This is a genomic window from Streptomyces sp. DSM 15324 (genome assembly GCF_001514285.1).
Lineage (GTDB): Bacteria > Actinomycetota > Actinomycetes > Streptomycetales > Streptomycetaceae > Streptomyces.
Genome location: NZ_KQ949027.1, coordinates 430006 through 446876, shown reverse-complemented (window position 1 = coordinate 446876; position 16871 = coordinate 430006). Strand labels below are relative to the sequence as shown.

General features: G+C 72.2%; 13 protein-coding genes and 1 pseudogene. 9 read left to right on the top strand and 5 right to left on the bottom strand.

From position 1 onward, the window contains the following. Window positions 1–236: 236 nt before the first annotated feature. From AQJ58_RS18750 to AQJ58_RS18730, 5 genes are all read left to right on the top strand, one after another. The gene (locus AQJ58_RS18750; protein ID WP_067251531.1) at window positions 237–1163 is read left to right on the top strand and encodes a DUF3027 domain-containing protein; all 927 of its coding nucleotides are present in this window, start codon (window positions 237–239) and stop codon (window positions 1161–1163) included. Window positions 1164–1959: 796 nt separating this feature from the next. Further along, window positions 1960–5112, top strand: a complete 3153-nt coding sequence (locus tag AQJ58_RS18745) for a sacsin N-terminal ATP-binding-like domain-containing protein (RefSeq protein WP_067251529.1) — start codon at window positions 1960–1962, stop codon at window positions 5110–5112. 210 nt (window positions 5113–5322) lie between these two features. Continuing rightward, window positions 5323–6261 carry a hypothetical protein gene (locus tag AQJ58_RS18740; RefSeq protein ID WP_067251527.1) on the top strand — a complete coding sequence of 313 codons (939 nt, stop codon included), beginning with the start codon at window positions 5323–5325 and terminating at the stop codon, window positions 6259–6261. A 50-nt stretch (window positions 6262–6311) separates the two neighbouring features. After that, the gene (locus AQJ58_RS18735) at window positions 6312–7130 is read left to right on the top strand and encodes a hypothetical protein (RefSeq protein ID WP_067251525.1); all 819 of its coding nucleotides are present in this window, start codon (window positions 6312–6314) and stop codon (window positions 7128–7130) included. Window positions 7131–7282: 152 nt separating this feature from the next. After that, window positions 7283–8080: a hypothetical protein gene (locus AQJ58_RS18730; protein ID WP_067251523.1), complete on the top strand. Its 798-nt coding sequence runs from the start codon at window positions 7283–7285 to the stop codon at window positions 8078–8080. A gap of 12 nt (window positions 8081–8092) precedes the next feature. Here AQJ58_RS18730 and AQJ58_RS18725 read toward each other — a convergent pair whose 3' ends face one another. Further along, window positions 8093–10459, bottom strand: coding sequence for a cation-translocating P-type ATPase (locus AQJ58_RS18725; RefSeq protein ID WP_067251521.1), 2367 nt, complete (start codon window positions 10457–10459; stop codon window positions 8093–8095). Between the two features lie 144 nt (window positions 10460–10603). Next, complete coding sequence (locus AQJ58_RS18720; RefSeq protein ID WP_067251519.1) at window positions 10604–10915, bottom strand: DUF2530 domain-containing protein; 312 nt, start codon at window positions 10913–10915, stop codon at window positions 10604–10606. Between the two features lie 117 nt (window positions 10916–11032). On the opposite strand from AQJ58_RS18720, the gene AQJ58_RS18715 reads away from it, so the two are divergent. Next, on the top strand, window positions 11033–12484 hold the full coding sequence (locus AQJ58_RS18715) for an NCS2 family permease (RefSeq protein ID WP_067251517.1): 1452 nt from the start codon (window positions 11033–11035) through the stop codon (window positions 12482–12484). Window positions 12485–12494: 10 nt separating this feature from the next. On the opposite strand, the gene AQJ58_RS18710 is transcribed toward AQJ58_RS18715, so the two are convergent. Next, window positions 12495–12677: a CopG family antitoxin gene (locus AQJ58_RS18710; protein ID WP_067251515.1), complete on the bottom strand. Its 183-nt coding sequence runs from the start codon at window positions 12675–12677 to the stop codon at window positions 12495–12497. A 151-nt stretch (window positions 12678–12828) separates the two neighbouring features. Between AQJ58_RS18710 and AQJ58_RS18705 the strand changes: the two genes are divergently transcribed. Both AQJ58_RS18705 and AQJ58_RS18700 read left to right on the top strand, forming a co-directional pair. Further along, window positions 12829–13266 carry a MarR family winged helix-turn-helix transcriptional regulator gene (locus AQJ58_RS18705; RefSeq protein ID WP_067251513.1) on the top strand — a complete coding sequence of 146 codons (438 nt, stop codon included), beginning with the start codon at window positions 12829–12831 and terminating at the stop codon, window positions 13264–13266. Between the two features lie 28 nt (window positions 13267–13294). Next, on the top strand, window positions 13295–14662 hold the full coding sequence (locus AQJ58_RS18700; protein ID WP_107122079.1) for an MFS transporter: 1368 nt from the start codon (window positions 13295–13297) through the stop codon (window positions 14660–14662). 14 nt (window positions 14663–14676) lie between these two features. Here the strand turns inward: AQJ58_RS18700 and AQJ58_RS18695 are convergent, their stop codons facing one another. Continuing rightward, complete coding sequence (locus tag AQJ58_RS18695) at window positions 14677–15264, bottom strand: Uma2 family endonuclease (RefSeq protein WP_067251509.1); 588 nt, start codon at window positions 15262–15264, stop codon at window positions 14677–14679. A gap of 96 nt (window positions 15265–15360) precedes the next feature. Between AQJ58_RS18695 and thpR the strand changes: the two genes are divergently transcribed. Beyond that, the gene (thpR, locus tag AQJ58_RS18690; protein WP_067251507.1) at window positions 15361–15933 is read left to right on the top strand and encodes an RNA 2',3'-cyclic phosphodiesterase; all 573 of its coding nucleotides are present in this window, start codon (window positions 15361–15363) and stop codon (window positions 15931–15933) included. A gap of 180 nt (window positions 15934–16113) precedes the next feature. Here the strand turns inward: thpR and AQJ58_RS40930 are convergent. Continuing rightward, window positions 16114–16424: pseudogene (locus AQJ58_RS40930) on the bottom strand (aldo/keto reductase); the annotation flags it as partial. Window positions 16425–16871 lie beyond the last annotated feature (447 nt).

The following is a 16871-nucleotide window of genomic DNA, read 5'->3' as shown; positions in this document are numbered from 1 at the left end:
GGGGAAACGTCCCGTCGGTGTAGGCCGAACGTCGCGGAACAGGTAGCGTGCGTAGCGCGCCGTGGCGATCGTTCTCGGCCGCGCGCCTCCCCGGCATCCAGCAGAATGGATGACAGCAGGTGCGCCCGAGCGCGATCGGGCGCGGACGTCGACGCGGCCCTTCGGTCCGCTCCGTCCGCACCCGCCGCCTTCAGGCCGGCGCACCCGAGAGACGGCGTAGGAGAGAAGCGATACCTGTGAGCGCAGCGACCACGCGAAGCCGCACCCCCGACCGCCTGTGCGCCGAGGCCGTCGACCTCGCCCGCGCCGCAGCCGAGGAGGCCGCCGCGCCCGGCGTCGTCGGCGAGCACGTAGGCCTGCTCTCCGAGGGCGACCGGGTCGTCACGCACTACTTCGAGTGCAAGGAGCTCGGCTACCGGGGCTGGCGCTGGGCGGCCACCGTGGCCCGCGCCTCCCGCGCCAAGATCGTCACCCTCGACGAGGTCGTCCTGCTGCCCGGCCCGGACGCCGTCCTCGCCCCCGAGTGGGTCCCGTGGAGCGAGCGCCTGCGCCCCGGCGACCTGGGCCCCGGCGACCTCCTGCCCACCGACGCCGAGGACCTGCGGCTGGAGCCCGGGTACTCCGGCGAGGACGAGCCGGCGCCCAACGCGCCCGTCTCGCAGGAGATGGCCGAACTGGTCGAGGCCGAGGACGCCGAGGTCACGGCGGCCCCGCCGGCCGCCCTGCCCGCGGCCCCGGCCCGCGGCTCGATCTCCGCGGTCGCCGAGGAGCTGGGCCTGCGCCGCGCCCGGGTCCTGTCCCGCTACGGCCTGCACACCGCCGCCGACCGCTGGGAGGAGTCCTTCGGTGCCAAGACGCCCATGGCCCAGGCGGCCCCCGCGACCTGCGTCAGCTGCGGCTTCCTCACCCCCATCGGCGGCTCCCTCGGCCAGGCCTTCGGCGTCTGCGCCAACGAGTTCTCCCCCGCGGACGGGCGGGTCGTGTCCCTGGCCTACGGCTGCGGCGGCCACTCCGAGGCCGCGGTCATGCCGAAGCCCCCGCAGCCGCCCGCGCCGGTGATCGACGAGACCAGGGTGGACCCCTTCCCACTCCGCCCGGCCGCGGACTCGGGCTCGGTCCCGCCCGCCCCCGACGAGGCGACGGCGGAACTGGGCCACGCGTAGGCCTCCGGCGGGGGAACCCGGGGGGCGGGGCCGGCGTTGGCCTCCGGCCGGGGTGGGCCTCCGGCCGGGGTGGGTTCCGGGCCGGGTGGGCTTCCGGCGCGGGTGGGCTTCCGGCCCGGGTGGGCCTCCGGTCGGGGAGCTTTGGGGACGGGGCTGGGGTGGGCCTCCGGCCGGTGTGCCTGTGGGCCGGGGCTTTCGGAGCGGGGCGGCCGCGCCCCCCGGGCCGGGGTTCTGGGGCCCGGGGCCCGTGGAGCAGGGCGGCCGTCGGTTCGGTGGGTGGAGGAGTGGGTGGCTGTGGTTCCGGTCGGTCGGGGGACGCTGAGGGCTCGTCCGCTGTGAGCCGCGCCGCCAGTCCTGTGTTAGGGGAGCCTGGGAGCCGGGCCGGGGCTTTCGGAGCGGGGCGGCCGCGCCCCCGGAGCCGAGGCCGGAGCTTCGGCAGCGTGGCAACCGTGGAGCGGGGCGGCCGCGCGTGGGAGCCGGGGCGCCGGGGCTTTCGGAGCGGGGCGGCCGCGCCCCCGGAGCCGCAGCCGGAGGTTCGGCAGCGCGGGGACCGTGGAGCGGGGCGGCCGCGCGTGGGAGCCGGGGCGCCAGCCCCCCCGGGCCGGGGCCCGGGGGACCATCGAGCGGGGCGGCCGTCGGTTCGGTGAGGGGACGAGTTGGTGGCCGTGGTCCGGTCGGTCGGGGACGCTGAGGGCTCGGGTGCCGTCAGCCGCGCTGCCGGTCCTGGGTCCGGGCGGCGGCCCGGGTGGGCCCTGGTGCGCGATACCTTCTCCTCACGCCGACGAGGAGAGTGAACGTGAGCAAGTTCGTGCGGCCGGCCCCCGAGGGCGCTGACCCCTTCGGCACGGCCCGCCTGCGCCGCGGCGTCCTGGACGCCTGGGCCACCAGTCCCGCCCGTTTCCGCGAGGACGCCAACGCCGAGGAGGACCTCGTCCTCGGCGGCTACCGTGACCGTCTCGTCGTGGAGCTCGCCCAGAACGCCGCCGACGCGGCCGCCCGCGCCGGGGTGCCCGGCCGGCTGCGGCTCACCCTCCGCGACGGCGTCCTCGTCGCCGCGAACACCGGCGCCCCCCTGGACGCGGCCGGCGTGGAGTCCCTCGCCACCCTGCGCGCCTCCGCCAAGCGCGACACCCAGGTGTCCGTGGGCCGCTTCGGCGTCGGCTTCGCCGCCGTCCTCTCCGTCACCGACGAACCCGCCGTCGTCGGCCGGCACGGCGGCGTCCGCTGGGACCTCGCCGAGGCCCGCGAGCTGGCCGCCGACACCGCCCGCCACAGCCCCGGCCTCGGCGACGAGCTGCGCCGCCGCGACGGCCACGTCCCGCTCCTGCGCCTGCCCTTCGCCGCCCAGGGCACCGCCCCGGACCCGTACGACACCGCCGTCATCCTCCCGCTGCGCGACGCGGCCGCCGCCGACCTCGCCGAACGCCTCCTCGCCGCCGTCGACGACGCCCTCCTGCTCGCCCTGCCGGGCCTGACGGAAGTCGTGATCGAGACCGGCGCCGACGCGCCCCGCACCCTGCGCCGCACCACCGACGGCGCCCTCACCGTCGTCACGGACTCCCGCGAGGGCACCACCCGCTGGCGCACGGCCGCCACGCACGGGCCGCTCACGCCCGAACTGCTCGCCGACCGCCCCGTCGAGGAGCGGCAGCGGGCGCACTGGTCGGTCACCTGGGCCGTCCCCGTGGACGAGGAGGGCGCCCCCGCCCGGCCCCGCACCAGCCCCGTCGTGCACGCCCCGACCCCCAGCGACGAACCGCTCGGCGTCCCCGCGCTGCTCATCGCGTCCTTCCCGCTGGACACCACCCGCCGGCACGCCGCCCCCGGCCCGCTCACCGACCACCTGGTCGAGCGCGCGGCCGACGCCTACGCCGAACTCCTCGCCGACTGGCGCCCGGTGACGTCCGGCGTCATCGACCTCGTGCCCGGCCCGCTCGGCAAGGGCGAGCTGGACGGGGCGCTGCGCCGGGCGATCCTTCAGCGGCTGCCGCGCACCGCCTTCCTGCCGCCCGCCGTGGAGCCCGTCAAGGACGAGGACGACCTGCCCGAGGCGCTGCGCCCGAGGGACGCCGAGGTCGTCGAGGGCGCGGGCGCGGACACCGTACGGGTCCTCGCGGAGGTCCTCCCGACCCTGCTGCCCGCCGGTCTGGAGCGGCGCGTCGAGCTGCGCACGCTGGGCGTCGCCCGGATCCCGCTCGCCGACGCCGTGGACCGGCTCGCCGGGCTGGAGAAGGACCCCGACTGGTGGTACCGGCTCTACGACAGCCTCGCCGGCGTCGACCCGGACCGGCTCACCGGACTGCCCGTGCCCCTGGCTGGGGGCACCTCCCAGGCTTTTGGCTCTGGGGGAGGCCGGACGACGATCGGTCCGCGCCAGGTCCTGCTGCCCGTCGCGGACGAGGCCGGGGCCGACCCGGAGGTCCTCGCCCGCCTCGGCCTGAAGGTCGCGCACGCGGCCGCCGCGCACCCGCTGCTGGAGAAGCTCGGCGCCCTGCCCGCCACGCCGCGCGCGGTGCTCACCACCCCGCAGGTGCGGGCCGCGGTCGCCGCCTCCCTCGACGACGACGCCGGCGCCTGGGACGACCGGGACACGCCCGACGCGGAGGAACTCGCCGACACCGTCCTCACCCTCGTCCGCGACGCGGCCCTGGAACCGGGCGACGAGCCCTGGCTGGGCGCCCTCGCGCTGCCCGACGAGGACGGCGAACTCGTCCCGGCCGGTGAACTCGTCCTGCCGGGCAGCCCGTTCGCCGACGTCATCCGCGAGGACGAACTCGCCTCCGTGGACGCCGAGCTGGTGGAGCGCTGGGGCGAGGGGCCGCTCGCCGCGGTCGGCGTCCTCGCCGCCTTCGCGCTCGTCCGCGCCACCGACGTCGTCCTCGACCCCGACGAGCTGGAGCCCCGCGAGGGCGACTTCGCCGAGCCGGACGACGCGGGGCTGCTGGACGCGGTGGACGTCTGGTGCGAGGACATCCTCGACCGCTTCCCCGACTCCCCCGTCCCGCCGGTGGCCACCGAACTCGTCGCCGTCCGCGACCTCGACCTGGTCGACGACGACCGCTGGCCCCAGGCCCTCGCCCTCCTCGCCCAGCCGCCCCTGCGCGACGCCCTCACCCAGCCGGTGCGGATCCTCCTGCCCGACGGCACCCACGAGGTCGTACGCTCCTACACGGCCTGGTGGCTGCGCGGGCACCCGGTGCTCGACGGCCGCCGCCCGGCGGGCCTGCTGGCGGCCGGCGGCGACCCGCTCCTGCGCGGCCTGTACGACGAGGCCGACGCGACCGGCTTCGACGACGAGCAGGTCCTGCGGGCGCTGGGCGTACGGACGTCGGTGGCGGCGCTGCTCGACGAGCCCGGCGGCGCGGCCGAACTCCTCGACCGCCTGGCCGACCCCGACCGCCCCGTCGGCCCCGCCCAACTGCACGGCCTCTACGGTGCGCTGGCCGAGCTGGACCCCGATCAGGTCACCCTCCCCGACGAGCTGCGGGCGGTCGTGGACGGCCGGGTGGAGGTCGTGGACGCGGCCGACGCCGTGGTCGTCGACTCCCCGGACCTGCTGCCCTTCACGGCGGGCGTCCCGCTCCTGCCGGTCCGCCCGTCCCGCGCCGCCGAGCTGGCCGAGCTGTTCCAGGTGAGGCGGCTGAGTGAGTCGGTGACCGGCCGGGTCGACTCCGAGGGCGCGGAACACGAGGTCCCGGACCCGGTCCGCGTCCTCCTCGGGCCGCGCACCCCGTCCGTCTACGTCGAACACGAGGAACTCGTCGTCGACGGAGTGGAACTGGACTGGCGCCTCACCGACGACGGCGTCCTGCACGCCGCCACCCTGGAGGGCGTCGCCGCCGGCCTCGCCTGGGCCGCCGGCCAGTGGCCCCGCCGCTTCGAGGTGGCCGCCCTCCTGGAGGACCCGTCCCGCACGGCGGAACTGGCCCGCGACCGCTGGTTCGACTGACGCCTGCCCGGACGCCGCAGGGGCCGCCCGACCGGATGGGACGGCCCCCGCGGAAAACCCGTCAGAAAATCTTCCCCACTTCGTACAACTATTCACATCCTCCGTCGATCTCTCCTCATGAGCCAACAGGCTTCACCACCACGTGGGCCCTGTCCGAGACGAGCCGTAGGGATCGGCCGCAGCCAGGGTCCTCCTGCACCGGGGGATTGCATGCACATCCGTGCCACCGTGGCCGCCGTCTGCGGCGCCCTGGCTCTCTCCGCCCTCGCCGTCCCGGCCGCCCAGGCCGCGGGCGGGTCCTCTTTCGGGAAGGACGACGTCCGGAAGGCGGCCGCCGCGGCGCAGGCCGCCTCGGGCAAGACGGCCTTCACCGGGGCGACTCCCGCAGCCGACGGTGTCCCGTACCCGCTGAACATCACCTTCTCGGCCGTGAAGATCAACAACGGCAAGCCGATCGTCGCGGGCACCAGCGGCCACGTGAGTGTGCCGGTGACGTACAAGGTCACGCACGACGCGGCCTTCGACCTCGCGGCACCCGACGTCTTCCTGGACGTCGAGATCTACCGCGGAACCGCCTACGACGCGCCGGCCAAGGTGCTGTGGGGCGACGACTGGCCGACCTGCACGGCCACCTCGTCCACGGTCGCCGGCTGCAAGGGGACCATCGACGTCTACCCGGGCCAGGAGCTGGACAACGTCGACGCCACCTCCTGGAAGGCCGGCGGCTACGTCATCGACTTCAACGACCAGCTCGGCGTCGACATCGACGACGTCGACTGGTCCAAGGTCGGCTACGCCGAGCAGGACAAGCTCGCCACCACCAGGCTCCAGCGCCTCTCCAAGCTGACCGTCGACGCCTCCCCCGAGCCGGTGAAGAAGGGCAGGACCATCACCGTCACGGGCAAGCTGACCCGCGCCAACTGGGACGACAACAAGTACCACGGCTACGCGAGCCAGCCGGTGAAGCTGCAGTTCCGCAAGAAGGGCAGCTCCACCTACACCACCCTGAGGACCATCAGGACCAGCTCCACCGGCACCCTCAAGGCCACGGTCAAGGCGTCGGTGGACGGTTACTTCCGCTACAGCTTCGCGGGCACCTCGACGACCCCGGCGGTCAACGCCGCGGGCGACTTCGTCGACGTCAAGTGAGCACAGCACACCCAGTCATCCGCACTTCTCTGCACAAGGGGAACACCATCATGCGCGTTCGCGCTCTCGTCGTCGCCGCCACCGGCGCCGTCGCTCTCACCGCTCTCGCCGTTCCGGCCGCCCAGGCCGCGCCGGCCCCGCCGGCCGGTCCCGCCGTCACCTTCTCCAACGTGAAGATCAACGGCGGCAAGAACATCGTCGTCGGTCCCACCACGAAGGTCACCGTCTCGGCGAGCTACACCGTCACCAAGTCCGCGAGCCAGAGCGCGGCCTCCCTCTTCACCTTCCCGGTCCTCTACCGCGGTGCCGCGCTCACGCTGGACACCCCGGACAAGGACGTCTGGGGCGGTGACGAGCCGGGCACCTGCACGACGTCCTCCTCGACCGTGCTCAAGTGCACGGCGAAGATCCAGTTCCGGCCGACCGACAACACCGACTACGGCGACCTGACGAACGCCCACGCGGGCGCGTGGAAGATCGGCGGGGCCGCGATCGACATGAACACCGGTGGCGTCACCCCGCTGAGCAACCTCGGCGCCACCAAGGTCCTCCGCAAGGCCACCCTCACCACCGACGCCGCCCCGGAGCCGGTGGAGGCGGGCACGAAGCTCACGATCACCGGCAAGCTCGCGCGGGCCAACTGGGACACCAACAAGAACGCCGGTTACGCGTCCCAGTCGGTGAAGCTCCAGTTCAAGAAGAAGGGCGCGACCGCCTACACGACGGTGAAGACCATCAAGTCCGGCTCCACCGGCCTCCTGAAGACCACGGTCACGGCCTCCGCGGACGGCTACTACCGCTACGTCTTCGCCGGCACCACCACGACCGCTCCGGTCACCTCCGCCGCCGACTTCGTCGACGCGCAGTAACCCGCGAGGGCACGAAGAACGAGAGAAGGAGAGGGGAAGGCGTTCTTCCCCTCTCCTTACCTTTTCCCGTACAACCCGCCCCAGGAGCCACGGATCTACGCAGGTGAGTCAACAGACTCCCGAGATCACTTCTCTCCTCATGGGGAACGCACATGCGCATACGCGCCCTCGTCCTCGCGGCCTCCGGCGCCGTGGCCCTGACCGCCCTCGCCGTGCCCGCCGCGCAGGCCGCCCCGGCCGGTCCCGCGGTCACCTTCTCCGGCCTGAAGGTCAACAGCGGCAAGAACATCGTGGTCGGCCCCACGACGACGCTCACCGTCACGGCCGCCTACACGGTGACCAAGCCCGCGAGCCTGGACCCGAACACCTTCGCGAGCATGCCGGTGCTCTACCGCGGCACCACCCTCGGCGACGACTCCGACGGGCTCGCCGGTGACGACGTCGCCACCTGCACCACGTCCTCCTCGACCGTCCTGAAGTGCACGGCGAAGATCCAGTTCCGCCCGAAGTCCTCCGACGTCGACATCGACCTGACCAACGCCGACGCCGGCAGCTGGAAGCTGGGCGCCTTCGCGGTCAACGCGGGCGGCGGCGTCACCTACCAGGGCGGCCTCGGCACCACCAAGCTGCTGCGCCGCGCCACCCTCACCGCCGACGCCACCCCCGAGCCGGTGAAGAAGGGCAAGACCCTCACGGTCTCCGGCAAGCTCTCCCGCGCCAACTGGGACACCAACACGTACGCGGGCTACGGCACCCAGTCGGTGAAGCTCCAGTTCAAGAAGAAGGGCGCGACCGCCTACACGACGGTCAAGACCGTCACGACCAGCTCCACGGGCACCCTGAAGACCACGGTCACGGCGTCCGCGGACGGCTACTACCGCTATGTCTTCGCGGGATCCTCGACGACGGCCCCGGTGAACTCGGCGGCGGACTACATCGACGTCCAGTAACCTCTCCGCCCCTCAGTCGGAACCGCGGCGGTCGACCCCCCTCCACACGAGCTCCAGGCCGACCGCCGCGACCGCCGCGATCCCCACCCCGATCCACGGCATCGTCATCCCCACCAGCCGCAGCGCGAAGAAGTCCTGGAGCCACGGCACCACCAGCACCACCAGGAACGCCGCGCCCATCGAGGCGACCAGCAGCACCCGCCACCAGGTGTACGGCCGCGCCACGATCGCCAGCACCCACATGGAGATCAGGAACAGCGTGAGGGTGGCGACACTGGTCTCCGCCTCCAGGGCCCCCGCCCCGCTGTAGTAGTGCCGGGCGGCCAGGTAGGACACGAAGGTGGCGACCCCGGCCAGCAGCCCGCCCGGGAGCGAGTACCGCATGACCCGCCGTACGAAGTGCGGCCGGGCGCGTTCCCTGTTGGGGGCGAGGGCGAGGAAGAACGCCGGGACGCCGATCGTGAGGGTGGACAGCAGGGTGACGTGCCGGGGCAGGAAGGGGTACTCCACCTGCCAGCCCACCACCAGCAGCGCCAGCAGCACCGAGTACACCGTCTTCACCAGGAACAGCGTCGCGACCCGGGTGATGTTGCCGATCACCCGCCGCCCCTCGGCCACCACCGACGGCAGGGCGGCGAAGCTGTTGTCCAGCAGCACGATCTGCGCGACGGCCCGGGTCGCCTCCGAGCCCGACCCCATCGCGACACCGATGTCCGCGTCCTTGAGCGCGAGCACGTCGTTGACGCCGTCGCCGGTCATCGCGACGGTGCGGCCCCGGGACTGGAGCGCGCCCACCATGTCCCGCTTCTGCTGTGGGGTGACCCGCCCGAACACCGTGCCCTCGTCGAGGGCCGCGGCCATCGGCTCGCGCTCCGCGGGCAGCCGTCGCGCGTCGACCGTACGGCCCCGCAGCCCCAGCTTGGCGGCCACCGCCCCGACCGACACCGCGTTGTCCCCGGAGATCACCTTGGCGCGGACGTCCTGCTCGGCGAAGTAGCGCAGGGTGTCCGCCGCGTCGGGCCGCAGCCGCTGTTCCAGGACGACGAGGGCGACCGCGCCCGCTCCCTCGGCGACACGGGGATCGTCCAGGCCCCGTACGGCCCGGGCGAGCAGCAGCACCCGCAGCCCCTGCTCGTTGAGCCGCCCGGTCTCGGCGAGAGCCGGGTCCGCGTCGTCGAGCAGCACGTCGGGCGCGCCCAGCAGCCAGGTGCTGCTCTCGCCGTCGCCCTCGCTGAAGGTGGCGCCGCTGTACTTGCGGGCGGAGGAAAAGGGGAGGGCCTCCGTGCAGCGCCACTTCTCGGCGTCCGGGTAGGCGTCGAGGATGGCCCGCAGGGAGGCGTTCGGCCGGGGGTCGGACTCGCCGAGCGCGCCGAGCACCTGGCGCAGGTACGCCTCGTCGGCGCCGTCGAGGGCGCGCAGCTCGGTGACGTCCATGCCGCCCTCGGTGAGGGTGCCGGTCTTGTCCAGGCAGACGGTGTCGACGCGGGCGAGGCCCTCGATGGCGGGCAGTTCCTGCACCAGGCACTGCTTGCGGCCGAGCCGGATCACGCCGATCGCGAAGGCGACGGAGGTGAGCAGGACCAGTCCCTCGGGGACCATCGGGACGATCCCGCCGACCGTCCGGGCGACGGACTCCTTCAGGTCGTGGTTCTGCACGAAGAGCTGGGTGACGACCAGGCCGATCGCGGCCGGGATCATCATCCACGTCACGTACTTGAGGATCGTGGAGATGCCGGAGCGCAGCTCGGAGTGGACGAGGGTGAACCGGGAGGCCTCCTCGGCGAGCTGGGCGGCGTACGCCTGCCGTCCCACCCTGGTGGCCCGGAAGGCGCCGCCGCCGGCCACCACGAAGCTGCCGGACATGACCTGGTCGCCGGGGCGCTTGACCACCGGGTCGGCCTCACCGGTGAGCAGGGACTCGTCGATCTCCAGCCCGTCCGCCTCGACGCACACCCCGTCGACGACGACCTTGTCCCCGGGGCCGATCTCGACCAGGTCGTCCAGGACGAGGTCGGAGGTGGCCAGCTTGACGGCCTTCCCGTCCCGGCGCACGGTGGGGCGGACCTCCCCGATGACGGCGAGGGAGTCCAGGGTCTGTTTGGCCCGCCACTCCTGGATGATCCCGATCCCGGTGTTGGCGAGGATGACGAACCCGAACAGGCCGTCCTGGAAGGGGGCGACGACGAGCACGATCAGCCACAGGACGCCGATGATCGCGTTGAACCGGGTGAACACGTTCGCCCGGACGATCTCGCCGACGGACCGGCTGCTGCGTACGGGGACGTCGTTCACCTGACCGCGCGCGACGCGCTCCGCGACCTGGGCGGCGGTGAGTCCGGTCGCCGCCGGCGCGGTGGCGGACGCGTCGATGTCGGTCATGGATTCGACGGTACGTGCGGATCGGGGGGTTCACCCCCCGGAGTCCCGGAAGATCCGACCTGGGGAGGAGCGGGGGAGAGCGGGGTAGTGCGCCGGGTGTAGGGGGCTTTGTCCCACCGGGCCGAAGAGAGGGCCGCGCAGCGGCTACTCGGCGGGGGCCTGCTCGGTCTCGTGCGTCTGCCCGGTCCCCGGCACCGGCTCGCCCTCCGCGGCCGCCCGCGCCCGCTTGATCGCCGCGTCCCGGCTGCGGGTGATCCGGATGCCGAGGAGGCCCAGCGCGGCCCCGGCCAGACAGGTCCACAGCCACCACAGATGGCCGTGGTCGTCGAACCAGCCGTAGAAGGGGAGCTGTACGAGGAAGAGGACGAACCAGATGATCGTGCCGCCGGTGATGACCGGGACCACGGGCCCCTCCAGGGGCTCCGGCGCCTCATGCTTCGGTGTCCACTTCGCCATGGGGACAGCTTACGAGGTGGTCACATCTACGCGCGAAGATGGCTGATCGCATCGCCATATGTTCATACTGAAACGGTTTGAGTCTGGCCACTTCTCTTCGTAGGAAACACTAAATACATGTCCACCTCGGCCCCCGCCAAGGTCCCCGCCCCTGAACAGCCGGGAGCCGGGCCCGCCTACGGCGCACTCGACCGCTACTTCAAGATCTCCGAGCGCGGCAGCTCCCTGCCCCGCGAGATCCGGGGCGGTTTCGCCACCTTTTTCGCGATGGCGTACATCATCGTGCTGAACCCGATCATCCTCGGCAGCGCGAAGGACATGTACGGTCATCAGCTCGACAACGGCCAGCTCGTCACCGCCACCTGTGTGACCGCGGCCTTCACCACGCTCCTCATGGGCGTCATCGGCAATGTGCCGATCGCGCTGGCGGCGGGGCTCGGTGTGAACTCGGTGGTCGCGCTCCAGCTCGCCCCCCGGATGTCCTGGCCGGACGCCATGGGCATGGTCGTGCTGGCCGGTCTCGTCGTCATGCTGCTGGTCGCCACCGGTCTGCGCGAGCGCGTCATGAACGCGGTCCCCTTCGGGCTGCGCAAGGCCATCTCGATCGGTATCGGCCTGTTCATCATGCTGATCGGCCTGGTGGACTCCGGTTTCGTCACGCGCATCCCGGACGCCGCCCACACCACCGTCCCGCTCCAGCTCGGCACCGACGGCCATCTGGTCGGCTGGCCGGTCCTCGTCTTCATCCTGGGCGCGCTGCTCACCCTCGCCCTGATCGTCCGCAAGGTCCCGGGCGCGATCCTGATCTCGATCGTCGCCATGACCGTCCTCGCGCTGGTCATCAACGCGGTCGCGGACGTCCCGTCCTGGGGCCTGACCATCCCCGAGTGGCCCGGCAACCCGGTCGCCACCCCCGACTTCGGGCTGATCGGCGACGTCAGCCTGTTCGGCGGCTTCGGCGAGGTCGGCGTGCTGACCGGCGTGCTGTTCGTCTTCACGGTCCTGCTGTCGTGCTTCTTCGACGCGATGGGCACGATCATGGGCGTCTCCGACGAGGCGAAGCTGACCGACGCCAAGGGCGAGATGCCCGGCGTCAACAAGGTCCTCTTCGTCGACGGTCTCGCCGTGGCCGCCGGCGGCGCCAGCTCCTCCTCGGCCACCACCGCGTTCGTGGAGTCCACGGCCGGGGTCGGTGAGGGCGCCCGCACCGGTTTCGCGAACCTCGTCACGGGCGGCCTCTTCACCGCCGCGCTGTTCCTCACGCCGGTCGCCACCATGGTCCCGTCCCAGGCCGCCACACCCGCGCTGCTCGCGGTGGGCTTCATGATCCTGGCGAACTCGGTCAAGGAGATCGACTGGGCCGACTACACGATCGCCATCCCGGCCTTCGTCACGATGGTGATGATGCCGTTCACCTACTCCATCACCAACGGCATCGGCATGGGCTTCATCACCTTCGTGCTGCTGCGCCTGGTGGCCGGCCGGCCCCGCGAGATCCCGGTCCCGATGTACGTGGTCTCGGCGGTCTTCACGTTCTACTACCTGATGCCGGCCCTCGGGCTGACCTGACCGGGGCGGCTCAGGTGAGCCCGTAGAACTTCTCGGTCTCCTCGACGGCCGACTGGAAGCGCTGGTCGAAGTCATCGCGAATGAGCGTCTGGACGACATAGTCCTGGACGCTCATTCCGCGTTTGGCGGCGTGCTGTCGGAGCCGTTCGAGCAGCTCCTCGTCTATCCGCAGGCTGAGCACAGTGGTCCCCATGAGTCGAGGGTCGCCGCACCGTGCCGTTCGTCAGTGACTTTCCCCGCGCGTCTCACTCGTTCGAGTGACGAAGCGGTTTCCGTGGCCAGGGTCACGGGAATCCTGGCGCGCCCCAGCTTGTTTAGCCAGAGTAATGAGTTACGCTAAAGAGATGCCTGACCTCACCCATGGCGACGACGTGGCCGCCGTGAACTCGCTCCGGTCCGCAGTGATGCGGCTCTCCCGCCGGCTCAAACACCAGCGGGTCGACGAGTCGCTGAGCCCCACCGAGATGTCGGTGCTCGGCACCCTCTCGCTCTGCGGCAGCGCCACCCCGGGCGAACTCGCCCGCAAGGAACACGTCCAGCCGCCCTCGATGACCCGCATCGTGGCGCTGCTGGAGGCCAAGGGCCTGGTCCGGCTGGAGCCGCACCCCGAGGACCGGCGCCAGAAGGTCGTCACCCGGACCGAGCAGGCCGAGACCATGCTCGAGGAGAGCCGCCGCAAGCGGAACGCCTTCCTGGCCACCCTGGTCGACGGTCTCGACGAGGACGAGTGGGCGAAACTGCGCGCCGCCGCCCCCGTGCTGGAGAAGCTCGCACACCTGTAACGCGCAGTAGTTGAGGAGGCGAACCCTGTTGAGTACGGGACCCGGAGCAGACTCCGCCCCCGCACCGACCACCCCCAACCCCCAGCCCGCCCCCGACACCCCCGCCCCTGCGACCGGATCCTCGATGTTCAGCTCGCTGAGGGTCAGGAACTACCGCCTGTTCTTCGCCGGCCAGGTCGTCTCGAACATCGGCACCTGGATGCAGCGGATCGCACAGGACTGGCTGGTCCTGAGCCTCACCGGCTCCGCCACCGCCGTCGGCGTCACCACGGCCCTGCAGTTCCTGCCGATGCTGTTCCTCGGCCTCTACGGCGGGGTCCTCGTCGACCGCCTGCCGAGGCGCCGCACGCTGCTGGTCACCCAGTCCGCGATGGCCGTCACCGGCATCGCACTCGCCGCGCTCACCCTCTCCGGCCACGTCCAGGTCTGGCACGTCTACCTCGCCGCCTTCGCCGTCGGCCTCGCCACCGTCGTCGACAACCCGGCCCGCCAGTCCTTCGTCTCCGAGATGGTCGGCCCCGGCCAGCTCCAGAACGCGGTCAGCCTGAACTCGGCGAACTTCCAGTCGGCCCGGCTGGTCGGCCCCGCCGTCGCCGGCCTGATGATCACCGGCGTCGGCACCGGCTGGGCCTTCCTCTTCAACGGCCTGTCGTTCGTCGCGCCCATCGCGGGCCTGCTGCTGATGCGCGCCCGCGAGCTGTACGCCGTCGAGCGCGCCCCCCGCGGCAAGGGCCAGCTCAGGGAGGGCCTCCACTACGTGGCGGGCCGCCCCGACCTGATCTGGACGATCGTCCTGGTCGGGTTCGTCGGCACCTTCGGCTTCAACTTCCCCGTGTACCTCTCGGCCTTCGCCGACGACGTCTTCCACGCCGGAGCCGGCTCCTACAGCCTCTTCAACACCCTGATGGCGGTCGGCTCGCTCGCCGGCGCCCTGCTCGCCGCCCGGCGCGGCACGGCCCGGATGCGGGTCATGATCGGGGCGGCGGTGCTCTTCGGCGCGATGGAGATCCTCGCCGCGACGGCCCCCTCGCTCTGGCTGTTCGCCCTGCTCATGGCGCCGATCGGGATGTTCGGCATGACGATCAACGTCACCGCCAACACCAGTATCCAGATGGGCACCGACCCCGCCATGCGCGGCCGGGTCATGGCCCTCTACATGATGGTGTTCCTCGGCGGCTCGCCCGTCGGCGCCCCCATAGCGGGCTGGATCACCGACGCGTACGGCGTCCGCGCCGGCCTCGCGGTGGGCGGCGCGATCGCCGCGGCGGCCGCGGTCACCGTCGGCCTGGTCCTGGCCCGCGTCGGCAACCTGCGCCTGACGGTCGGCTGGCACCACGGCCACCCCCGGGTGCGGTTCGTCCCGAGGAAGAGCGGGGAGCCGGCCACCGTGGGGTGACGGGACCGGCTGGGTCAGTCGCGAGGGAACTCGTCGGTCTTGAGGACGAGCCCGACGACGGACCCGGTCAGGTCGATCTCGTCGCCGAAGCCGAGGCTCACCTCACCGTGGTACTCGCCGTCCTTCGGCAGGGTGTACAGGTACCACTTGCCCTTGTAGGGGTCGACGATCAGGTACACCGGCACCTCGGCGGCGGCGTAGGCGCTCTTCTTCGGCCCGTAGTCGTTGTGTGCGGTGTCCTTGGAGATCACCTCGGCGACGAGTTCGACGTCCTGACAGCGCCAGCGGCCCCTGGCATCCCGTTGCGCGTGCTCGGCCAGCAGTGTGACGTCGGTCGCGAATCCGTTGAGGTGTCCGGGGTAGTCGATGCGGACGTCGGACTTCAGCCGTCGGCGGGGGTACCGGGCGCGCAGCTGATCGTAGAGGGCGGCGATGATCTCCCGGTGGGTGTCCCGTTGCGGCGCCATACAGATGCTCCCCCCGACGATCTCCGTCTTGTATCCCTCGGGGATGGGCATCTTCTCCAGCCACTCGAACATCGTGTCGAGTGTGAGTTCTTCACCGCTCTCGGCCATCTCGATCCTGTCGTCCAGGACGGTCATGGTGGCGCTCCTCCCCGGCGACCCCGATGGACCAGTGCCGCCGCGCAGTACAACGATACGCACGGTGTCCGGGACACCGCCCGACAGACTGGTCCCATGAGACTCTTCGCCGCCGTGCTGCCCCCGGCTGACGTCGTCCATGAACTCGCCACCGAGGTGAGCGTGTTGCGCAGGCTGCCCGGCGCGGAGGGCCTGCGGTGGACCGGCCCGGACGGCTGGCACTTCACGCTCGCGTTCTACGGCGAGGTCGACGACGACGTCGTACCGCGGCTGTCGGCACGGCTGGAGCGGACGGCCGGGCGCTGCGCGCCCTTCGAGCTGGCCGTGCGGGGCGGGGGGCAGTTCGGGCACGGCCGGGCGCTGTGGGCGGGGGCGGCGGGAGACCTGCCGGCCCTGCGCCTGCTGGCCGACCGGGCGGAGGCGGCGGCACGCAAGGCGGGCCTGGACATGGGGGAGCACCGCCGCTACAAGGCCCACCTCACGCTGGCCCGCAGCCGCGACGCGGTGGACGTGGAGCCGTACGTCGAGACGCTGCACGGCTTCCGGGGGCGGACCTGGACCGTGCGGGACCTGGTCCTGGTCCGCAGCCGGCTGCCGCGGTCCGGCGTGCCGGGGGAGCAGCCGCGATACGAGCCGGTCGGGCGCTGGGCTCTCGGCGGGGCCGGTTAGGCTCGATGCGTGGACCCGAAGACCCGGAACCGGATCATGGCCGGTGCGCTTGTGTTGATGTTCGTCGTCGTCGCCCTGGCCGCGGCGCTCGGTAGGTAGAGGCGGGGGCTGCGCGTCGCCCGCAGGTGCGGGCCCGCGGTGGCCGGACGCGCGGTTCCCCCTGCCCTTGCGCCCCCAGACCTACCAGGCGAAGGCCTCCGGGGACGGCCCCGGGCCCGCCCCGGCCCTGAGAAGATCTCGTCCAGGCCCTCCAGCAGACCCTCGCTCGGCTCCAGCCCGACCGCGCGGCTCGCGGAGTCGAGCTGTTCGGCGGTGCGCGGGCCGACGCTCGGACCCGTCCCGCCCGGCCGGGCGAGGAGCCGGGCCGGCGCGGCCTCATCGGGCGGCACGCCGTGCTTCTCCAGCAGGTCCTCGCAGGGCTGGATCCGCGCGCGTGCGGTCGGGTCGGCCAGGGTGTCGGTGGCCCGCCCGGACGCCCGGCGCCCGCCCTCTCGTGACCGAAGTCCTCGCTGCCGCGCGCTTTCGTGCACAACTCCGTCGCGCAAATGGCGTTTTGGTGAGCTGTGTGTGTCAGGCGCTCACCAGCCCGGGTCACCAAGATTTGTGATGTGCATCACATGAAATGTCCTTCTGTGCAGGTCGCCGGAGGTCTGGCCGCGAGGGGTGGCGGTAGGGGGTGATGTGCCACCGGAATAGACTCAAGTGCCTTACGGCGCAGTACATGTGACGGTGCATCAGTTATTTGGTCGGCGGTTCGGCGCGTGCCATGTGATGGCGGGCTGTTCGCTCAAGGTGTGCCCCATTTGTGGAGGCTTCATGGGTGAGGCAAGTGAATTCTGTGTTGCCCGTGTGTCGAGAGGGATCAACTCGGCTCTAGATTTCGCCGTGTAGAGCGCGAACGTCGCACATTTCGCCCACATGTTTGGGCATCGCTCCGG